Raw genomic sequence first — 8,003 nt, 5'->3', positions numbered from 1 at the left:
TCCTCCGATGGCGCGGTGACGGTGGATATCGCCGCAGACGTGGCCACGGATGACGCCGGCAATGGCAATACAGCCGCAACCCAACTCAGTGTCACGACCTATCTGCAGCCCGAACCGGGGGCGCCCGCCTTCATCGCGATCGGCAGCACCGTATCCGAGGGCGACACCCTGTTGATCGTCGAGGCCATGAAGACCATGAACCACATCCCGGCCCCGGCCTCGGGCACCGTCACCCGCATCCTTGTCACAGATGGCGACCCGGTCGAGTTCGGCACCCCCCTCGTCGTGGTCGAGTGAGGGGCCGCGCATGTTCGACAAGATCCTGATCGCCAACCGCGGCGAGATCGCGTTGCGGGTCATCCGCGCCTGTCGCGAAATGGGCATTGCCAGCGTGGCCGTCCATTCCACCGCGGATGCCGACGCGATGCATGTGCGCATGGCCGACGAGAGCGTCTGCATCGGCCCCGCGCCCAGCCCGCAAAGCTACCTGAACTACCCCGCCATCATCTCGGCCGCCGAGGTGACCGGCGCCCAGGCGATCCACCCCGGCTATGGGTTCCTGTCGGAGAACGCCCAGTTCGTGCAGATCGTCGAGGATCACGACCTGACCTTCATCGGCCCCACCGCCGAACACATCCGCGTCATGGGCGACAAGATCACCGCCAAGGACACCATGAAAGCCCTTGGCGTTCCCTGCGTGCCCGGCTCGGAGGGCGGGGTCGACAGCCTCGAGGACGCTCTGCGCATCGGCCAGGAGATCGGCTATCCGGTCATCGTCAAGGCCACGGCCGGCGGCGGCGGCAAGGGCATGAAGGTGGCGCAGAACGCCGAAGAGATGAAAAGCGCCTTCCAGACCGCCCGGGCCGAGGGCAAGTCGAACTTCGGCAACTCGGATGTCTATATCGAGAAATACCTGACCACTCCGCGCCACATCGAGGTCCAGGTCTTCGGCGACGGCAAGGGCCAGGCGGTGCACCTGGGCGAACGCGACTGTTCGCTGCAGCGCCGTCACCAGAAAGTCTTTGAAGAGGCCCCCGGCCCCTCGATCAGCCCCGAGGAACGCGCGCGCATCGGCAAGATCTGTGCCGACGCCGTGGCGCGGATCAACTACATCGGCGCGGGCACGATCGAGTTTCTCTACGAGAACGGCGCGTTCTTCTTCATCGAGATGAACACCCGCCTGCAGGTCGAACATCCCGTCACCGAGGCGATCTTCCGACAGGACCTGGTGCGCGAGCAGATCCGGGTGGCCGCGGGTCTGCCGCTGTCCTTTGCCCAGGACGAGCTGCGTATCGACGGCCACGCCATCGAGGTGCGGATCAATGCCGAGAAACTGCCGAACTTTTCGCCCTGCCCGGGCCGGATCACCCAGTTTCACCAGCCCGGCGGGCTGGGGGTGCGCATGGACAGCGCGCTCTATGACGGCTACGCGATCCCGCCTTATTACGACAGCCTGATCGGCAAGCTGATCGTGCATGGCCGCGACCGCCCCGAGGCGCTGGCGCGTCTGGGCCGGGCCCTGGGCGAGTTGATCGTGGATGGCGTCGACACGACCGTGCCGCTGTTTCACGCGCTGCTGGCCGAAGAGGCCGTGCAGACTGGCGACTACAACATCCACTGGCTGGAACACTGGCTGGAAACGCACCTGCAGGCCTGATGCCACCGCGCCCTCCCGCCTCGGACTAACGCTCAGACCGGGGCTTGCAAGGTGCAGCCCGCCGCCCGCATCTTGATGGGCCCGCTCGGGGCCGGATCCGGATAGTCGGTTGACCCCGCGGCCGTCTCGGCCCGTCCGCCGATGCCCCCGACATGGCTGGTGCCGAGCGCCGGCCCGCGGGCACCAGCGATGCCGTCCGCGCAGGGGGTGACCGCCACCATGTGCCGCAGCGCCGCCTCGGGGGGGGGTCGGACACAAAGTCGAAAACTCCCGTCGCGGCACTCTGCTTGTGGTGCGGGCGGGTTTGCCGATATGCTGGACCCTCACAAGACACCGTGACAAAACAGATATCTGAGCGATGCGGCAAGGACTCTCTGCGGATACTCTCCTGGCCGCCTATGCCAGCGGCATATTTCCCATGGCCGAACATGAGGACGACCCCGAGCTGTTCTGGGTCGATCCACGCCTGCGCGGGGTGATGCCGCTTGATGGCCTTCACATCTCGCGGTCACTGGCGCGCACCCTGCGGCGCGGCCCTTTCCGCGTGGGGTTCGACCAGGACTTTTCCGGTGTCGTGGCGGGCTGCGCCGACCGGGATGAGACTTGGATCAACGCGACCCTGCGCGGGCTTTATGCCGAACTGGCCGCGCGCGGCCATGCCCATTCCTGCGCAGTTCACGACAAGACCGGCGCGCTTGTGGGCGGGGTCTTCGGGGTGGCCATCGGCGGGGCCTTCTTCGGCGAAAGCATGTTCTCGCGCCGCACGGATGCCTCCAAGGTGGCGCTGGCCTACCTGGTTCACCGGTTGCGGGCGGGGGGCTTCACTCTGTTCGACACCCAGTTCATCACGCCGCACCTGCGCCGCCTGGGCGGCATCGAGATCCCCCGCGCCGTCTATCGCCGCAAGCTGGCGCAGGCGCTGGAGACCCACGCCCGCTTCGATGCGCAGACCCAGCCGCCCTGCGGTCAGGAGGTCGTGCAGCGCAACGCCCAAACGTCGTAACGCTGGTGGTCGAGCGCGTTCAGCGCCGGCGCGCTGGCGATCATCCAGCCGCGAAAGATCGGCTCGGGCGCGTTGTCGTAATGGATCGTGAGAAGCGCGTAGGCATCCCCCGCGGGGTTGCCCGAGGGAAAGCGGCATTCGTTCAGGCGGACCGCCAGATTGCCGACCCGTGCCACCTCGCCGTTGGTCAACGTCAGGTCGCGGACCTCGCCGGCGATCTTGTCCAGAAGGCGAAGCGTCCCGCCGGGGGCCGTCGTGGCGGCGGGCGCAAGATCGGTTTCGGTCGTTGTGCCCTGCGTCATGCCGTCCGGGCCGGGATCAGGGTCATCGGGGACGGGCAGCATCGGCTCAGGCCCGAGGGGATCGGGATCACCCAAATCCAGCCCGGGAAGCTCGCCCGTCTCCTGGGCGGCGGCTGTCCCGGCCAAAAGTGCGACGGCAAGGGTCAAGACCCGGATCATTCCGAGTCCCCGCCCGAGACGAACTTGGTCAGAAGCTGGATCACGCTCACGGCGCCCTGGGTGCTCTGGAAGACCTGCCCCTCTTCGAGGTATGTGAAGGACCCGCCCGGCACGATCTCGACGAAGGTGCCCCCCAAAAGCCCCTCGGTGGCCACGACCGCGGCACTGTCCTCGGGGATGGCGATGCTCTCGTCGATGCTCAGCGCGGCCTCGGCGCGGTAGGTCTCGGGGTTAAGCGACAGCGCCGTCACCGCCCCGACCGAGACCCCCGCCATGCGGATGTCCGTGCCTACAGAAACTCCCTCGGCCGACCGGAAGTTCGCCGCCAGGTCATAGCTGTCCGGCCGCCCGCCGGTGCCCGTGGCCTGGGTAAAATACCACAGGAACCCGCCGGCCACGGCCAGCACCAGGGCACCGACAATCACTTCGGTGACGGATTCGCGCATGGGGCTACTCCGGTGTCCAGGCCTCGTAGTCCGAGCGCGGCATTGGCTCGGCCCGCCGGATCGACCCCTTTGGCGCATAGGCCTGCGGCGTGCCGGTCAGGTTCGGCAGGTGCGGCTTTTCCCAGTCCTTGTGGACCAACGGCTTTTCATCGGGCAGTTCATCCCAGGTGCGATGCAGCCATCCGTGCCAGTCGGGGGCAACGCGGCTTCCCTCCACCTCGCCGTTGTAGATGACCCAGCGTTTGGAGTCGTCGGCGTTGCGATAATAGACGTTGCCGTGTTCGTCCGCGCCGACCCGCTCCCCCGTGCGCCAGGTAAAAAGCTGCGTGCCCAGGGTCTGGCCATCCCACCAGACGAAGATGCGCTTGATGATGTTGAGGACGCTCATTGTGCTCTCCTGACTGCTAAGGCGGGTATGCCGAATTGACGCGCGACAGTCCAGTGCCGGCATCGGCCCGGGCCGGGATTTCCCGCCCGCAGCCGCTGCCACCGCGCCGTCCCGGTGCCCGGGCACAACAGGCGTGTTCCCCCCGGGTGCCGGGGCGCGTGCCCGCCCGCTCGCCATGGCATGGATCGCACACTAGCGAGCGGGGGCCCTCGGTCAGCCTGCGCTGGCGTTTTCCTTGCGGGCCTCATCGTGGATCATCAGCGGGGCCGCATCCGCCCCGACGGATTCCTCGTTGACCACGACCTCGGTCACTGTGTTCATGCCGGGCAGGTCGAACATGGTATCGAGAAGGATATCCTCCATGATCGACCGCAGCCCGCGGGCCCCGGTCTTGCGTTCGATGGCCCGCCGCGCAATGGCCCGCAGGGCATCGTCGGTGAAGGTCAACTGCGCCTCTTCGAGTTCGAAAAGCCGCTGATACTGCTTGACCAAGGCGTTCTTGGGCTCGGTCAGGATGGTGATCAACGCGTCCTCGTCGAGGTCTTCGAGCGTGGCCACGACGGGCAGACGGCCGACGAATTCCGGAATCAGGCCGAATTTCAGCAGGTCCTCGGGTTCGAGGTCGTGCAGCACCTCGCCGATCCCCTTGTCCGCCTCGTCACGCACATCGGCGCCGAAGCCCATGGCGCTGCCCTTCCCACGCTGGCTGATGATCTTGTCCAGTCCCGCGAAGGCGCCGCCGCAGATGAACAGGATGTTCGTGGTGTCCACCTGCAGGAATTCCTGTTGCGGATGCTTGCGTCCGCCCTGCGGCGGCACCGAGGCGACCGTGCCCTCCATCAGCTTGAGCAGGGCCTGCTGCACACCCTCGCCCGATACATCCCGCGTGATCGAAGGGTTGTCGGACTTGCGGGTGATCTTGTCGACCTCGTCGATGTAGACGATGCCGCGCTGCGCCTTCTCGACATTGTATTCGCTGGCCTGAAGCAGCTTGAGGATGATGTTCTCCACATCCTCGCCCACGTAACCGGCTTCGGTCAGGGTGGTGGCATCGGCCATGGTGAAGGGCACATCTAGGATGCGCGCCAGCGTCTGGGCCAGAAGAGTCTTGCCGCAGCCCGTGGGGCCGATCAGCAGGATGTTCGACTTGTTGAGTTCGATATCGGTCTTGTCGGCATGGTTCAGGCGCTTGTAGTGGTTGTGCACCGCCACCGAGAGCACGCGCTTGGCGATGGCCTGCCCGATGACGTAATCATCCAGCACCGTGCAGATATCCTGGGGCGTGGGCACCCCTTCCGAGGATTTCAGCGCCGAGGATTTCGTCTCTTCGCGGATGATGTCCATGCACAGTTCGACACACTCGTCGCAAATGAACACGGTCGGCCCCGCAATCAATTTGCGCACCTCGTGCTGACTCTTGCCGCAGAAGCTGCAGTAGAGGGTGTTCTTGCTGTCTCCGCCGGACGTGTCCGCCATGTCGTCTTTCCCTGGCCCAAGGCCGTTTTGAGTGGTTCCGCGCTGCCCCGTCGGCCTGAGCCTAGGACAGCGTGGAAGTGTTCACAATGCCGAATTCCGGGCCGGCTACCGGCCCGTTGTGCTCAGCCCGCGCCTTCGCCTTCGTCGGGCTTGATCCGGCTTTCCACGATGTCGTCGATCAGGCCCCAGTCCTTGCTTTCCTGCGGGTCCATGAAGTTGTCACGGTCCAGCGCCGCCTCGACCTTCTTGAGGGTCTGACCGGTGTGCTTGACGTAGATTTCGTTGAGCCGCTTCTTGAGCTTCATCGTTTCTTCGGCGTGGATCATGATATCCGACGCCTGACCCTGGTAACCGCCCGAGGGCTGGTGCACCATGATGCGGCTGTTGGGCAGCGAGAACCGCATTCCGGCCGCGCCCGCGGTCAGCAGCAGCGAGCCCATCGAGGCCGCCTGGCCGACCACCAACGTCGAGACGGCGGGCCGGATGTACTGCATCGTGTCGTAGATCGACAGGCCGGATGTCACCACGCCGCCGGGGCTGTTGATGTACATGCTGATCTCTTTTTTCGGGTTCTCGGCCTCCAGGTGCAGCAGCTGCGCGACGACAAGCTGGCTCATCCCGTCGTGGACGGGGCCGTTGACGAAGATGATCCGCTCTTTCAGCAGGCGCGAGAAGATGTCGTAGGCCCGTTCGCCACGGCTGGTTTGTTCCACCACCATGGGAACGAGGTTCATGTAGGTCTCGACGGGGTCTTGCATGGGTGTCTGCCTCGGAGCTTTGGACGCGGGCGTCGTTTGAACTGATTTCCTCGCAGGAGTCTTAGTAGCGCGGCAGGGGGGCTTCAAGGGCAAGCGGTCGCGCGCGGCCCTGGTCCGACGCCCGCCGGACTGGGGCCGGGCGCACGTCGTGCGGCGCCTGCCCTTCCGTGTCACCAATCTCTGGTCGACGCAACAGACCGGGCCGGTCGCCCCGCGACCTGGTCAAATCGCGTAAGGCAGGGCGTTTCGCGAAACTCCGCGCCTGTCGCGCTGCATGCAGCGCCTCGCCCCGTGACGCCCCCCATGTAAACCACCCGATGGTGGATTACCCCCGGTCGGCACACCCGGATAACCTGTGAGCCATACTGTCGCAGGACGCGATCCCCGGACAGGCCCGCCAGAGATGTCGGTGGCCGTCGCCGCGACGGCCCGGCTTGCGCGCCCGCCCCTTTCAACGACGGCCAGCGGCGCTTACATTTCCGCCTGCAAAGGAGGTGCGCCCATGACCAAGTCCCCCACGACAGACGCCGAACGCCGCGCATTGATCGCAGCCGCCGGGGCCGAGATCCGCCCCCTCGACCCCATCGGGGCCGAGGTTCACGGCATAGACCTCTTGGCCGAACAGCCCCCGGACCGCGCGGTTCTGGATGCGCTGGAGCAAGAGATGGCCCGGCGCGGCTTTCTGGTGTTCAAGAACGACCAGCCGGTCGACCCAGAGGACTTCCTGCGCGCCTCCTGCTGGTGGGGCGGGCGCGAGCTGCACAGCACCCATGGCGTCCATCCGGCCACGCCGGGCGGCAATCCGCATATCTTCCGGCTGTCCAACGATCGCCGCCACGGTATCCCCGGCGTCGGGCCGCAATGGCACAACGACGGCAGCTTCCTGCCGGCGACCTTCTCGCATTCGGGCTATCACATCGTGCGCCCGGCCGAGAACGGCGGCGGCACTTGTTTTGCGCATCAGGGCCTGGCCCATGACGCCCTGCCCCGGGAGACGCAGGAATACTGGGCGCGGCTGGCCTCGGTCAACTCGGCCTCGGGCGTCGTGCACCCGCTGGTCCATCGCCACCCGCTGTCCGGTCAGGCCTGCATCTGGCTGCACCTCGGCATGACCGGTGCGGTGGTCGAGGTCCTGCCCGGCGCACGCGGCGCGCGCTTGCTCGGTTCCGAGGACTTGAAGGCGCTGTGCCATGCCTACAACGACATCCTGAACGCCGGGTTCGAGGGCGGCTACGCCACGGCCTATGAGTACCGTGAAAACGACTGCGTCTTCATCGACAACCTGGCCGTGGCCCACCGCGCCGCCCCCGAGGCGCATATGCCCGCCGACGCACAGGGTCTGCGGATCATGCACCGCAGCACCGTGCGCGGCACGCACGACCTTGTCCCCGACAACGGGTTGCTCGCGGAACTGCCGATCGACGGGCCGAGCCCCTTTGGCGAGGGGGTCTGGCAAGGCGGCGGCGTGGGCTTTCGCTGGGAGGACGGCATCCCGATGCAGAACTGATCGCCCCCCGGGATGCCACTCGCCCCTGCTGGGCTGCTAGAATGGCCCGCCAAGAGGCCGTTTGATAGGACAAAAGGCCCTCAGCCAGAACCCGATCAGGTGATCCACATGGCACAGCATATCGCATCGGACAGCGTCCACCGGCCCGCGCGGCCCGTCACGCGCACGCCCGCCAACGCAGGCCCGCGCCGGCGCCCCGGCCCGCCGAAACCCTTGGCCACGTCCTCGTACCAGCTGTCCTCGCAGATCGGGCTGCCGATGCGCACCCCGCCCACGGCATAGGGTCCGCCCACCGGGCCCGGCTCGT

General features: G+C 66.5%; 10 protein-coding genes. 4 read left to right on the top strand and 6 right to left on the bottom strand.

What is annotated here, in order from left to right; genetic code table 11:
• From ACH107_RS27290 to aat, 3 genes are all read left to right on the top strand, one after another.
• Positions 1–297 (top strand): acetyl-CoA carboxylase biotin carboxyl carrier protein (locus tag ACH107_RS27290; protein WP_412508828.1); only part of this gene is annotated, 297 nt, incomplete at its 5' end.
• Between the two features lie 10 nt (positions 298–307).
• Positions 308–1,657, top strand: a complete 1,350-nt coding sequence (accC, locus tag ACH107_RS27285) for an acetyl-CoA carboxylase biotin carboxylase subunit (RefSeq protein ID WP_412508827.1) — start codon at positions 308–310, stop codon at positions 1,655–1,657.
• A 358-nt stretch (positions 1,658–2,015) separates the two neighbouring features.
• Positions 2,016–2,660 carry a leucyl/phenylalanyl-tRNA--protein transferase gene (aat, locus tag ACH107_RS27280; protein WP_412508826.1) on the top strand — a complete coding sequence of 215 codons (645 nt, stop codon included), beginning with the start codon at positions 2,016–2,018 and terminating at the stop codon, positions 2,658–2,660.
• Here aat and ACH107_RS27275 read toward each other — a convergent pair.
• The 5 genes from ACH107_RS27275 to ACH107_RS27255 form a co-directional block, all read right to left on the bottom strand.
• Positions 2,624–3,121 carry a DUF2155 domain-containing protein gene (locus ACH107_RS27275; protein WP_412508825.1) on the bottom strand — a complete coding sequence of 166 codons (498 nt, stop codon included), beginning with the start codon at positions 3,119–3,121 and terminating at the stop codon, positions 2,624–2,626. The genes aat and ACH107_RS27275 overlap by 37 nt on opposite strands.
• The gene (mlaD, locus tag ACH107_RS27270; protein ID WP_310691952.1) at positions 3,118–3,567 is read right to left on the bottom strand and encodes an outer membrane lipid asymmetry maintenance protein MlaD; all 450 of its coding nucleotides are present in this window, start codon (positions 3,565–3,567) and stop codon (positions 3,118–3,120) included. Before mlaD ends, ACH107_RS27275 begins: the two co-directional genes overlap by 4 nt.
• Before the next feature lie 4 nt (positions 3,568–3,571).
• The gene (locus ACH107_RS27265; RefSeq protein ID WP_310691951.1) at positions 3,572–3,955 is read right to left on the bottom strand and encodes an NADH:ubiquinone oxidoreductase subunit NDUFA12; all 384 of its coding nucleotides are present in this window, start codon (positions 3,953–3,955) and stop codon (positions 3,572–3,574) included.
• 213 nt (positions 3,956–4,168) lie between these two features.
• A complete protein-coding gene (gene clpX / locus ACH107_RS27260; protein WP_310691950.1) occupies positions 4,169–5,431 on the bottom strand; it encodes an ATP-dependent Clp protease ATP-binding subunit ClpX in 1,263 nt (420 codons plus the stop codon).
• A 122-nt stretch (positions 5,432–5,553) separates the two neighbouring features.
• Positions 5,554–6,189 (bottom strand): ATP-dependent Clp protease proteolytic subunit, encoded by a 636-nt coding sequence (locus tag ACH107_RS27255; RefSeq protein ID WP_412508824.1) that lies wholly within the window; start codon positions 6,187–6,189, stop codon positions 5,554–5,556.
• Between the two features lie 502 nt (positions 6,190–6,691).
• On the opposite strand from ACH107_RS27255, the gene ACH107_RS27250 reads away from it, so the two are divergent.
• On the top strand, positions 6,692–7,696 hold the full coding sequence (locus tag ACH107_RS27250) for a TauD/TfdA dioxygenase family protein (RefSeq protein ID WP_412508821.1): 1,005 nt from the start codon (positions 6,692–6,694) through the stop codon (positions 7,694–7,696).
• Positions 7,697–7,791: 95 nt separating this feature from the next.
• Here the strand turns inward: ACH107_RS27250 and ACH107_RS27245 are convergent.
• On the bottom strand, positions 7,792–8,003 hold a 212-nt coding region (locus ACH107_RS27245; protein ID WP_412508830.1), incomplete at its 5' end, for a hypothetical protein.

The sequence above is a fragment of the Roseovarius halophilus (ex Wu et al. 2025) genome, assembly GCF_047086965.1.
Note: the sequence above shows the minus strand (reverse complement) of the source record. Positions and strands in the feature narration are given on the sequence as shown.

What these genes read in the sequence shown, in the direction of transcription:
- ACH107_RS27265 (WP_310691951.1), bottom strand. Translation starts at nt 3,955, where the DNA reads ATGAGCGTCCTCAACATCATCAAGCGCATCTTCGTCTGGTGGGATGGC.
- ACH107_RS27250 (WP_412508821.1), top strand. Translation starts at nt 6,692, where the DNA reads ATGACCAAGTCCCCCACGACAGACGCCGAACGCCGCGCATTGATCGCA.
- accC (WP_412508827.1), top strand. Translation starts at nt 308, where the DNA reads ATGTTCGACAAGATCCTGATCGCCAACCGCGGCGAGATCGCGTTGCGG.
- ACH107_RS27255 (WP_412508824.1), bottom strand. Translation starts at nt 6,189, where the DNA reads ATGCAAGACCCCGTCGAGACCTACATGAACCTCGTTCCCATGGTGGTG.
- mlaD (WP_310691952.1), bottom strand. Translation starts at nt 3,567, where the DNA reads ATGCGCGAATCCGTCACCGAAGTGATTGTCGGTGCCCTGGTGCTGGCC.
- aat (WP_412508826.1), top strand. Translation starts at nt 2,016, where the DNA reads ATGCGGCAAGGACTCTCTGCGGATACTCTCCTGGCCGCCTATGCCAGC.
- clpX (WP_310691950.1), bottom strand. Translation starts at nt 5,431, where the DNA reads ATGGCGGACACGTCCGGCGGAGACAGCAAGAACACCCTCTACTGCAGC.
- ACH107_RS27275 (WP_412508825.1), bottom strand. Translation starts at nt 3,121, where the DNA reads ATGATCCGGGTCTTGACCCTTGCCGTCGCACTTTTGGCCGGGACAGCC.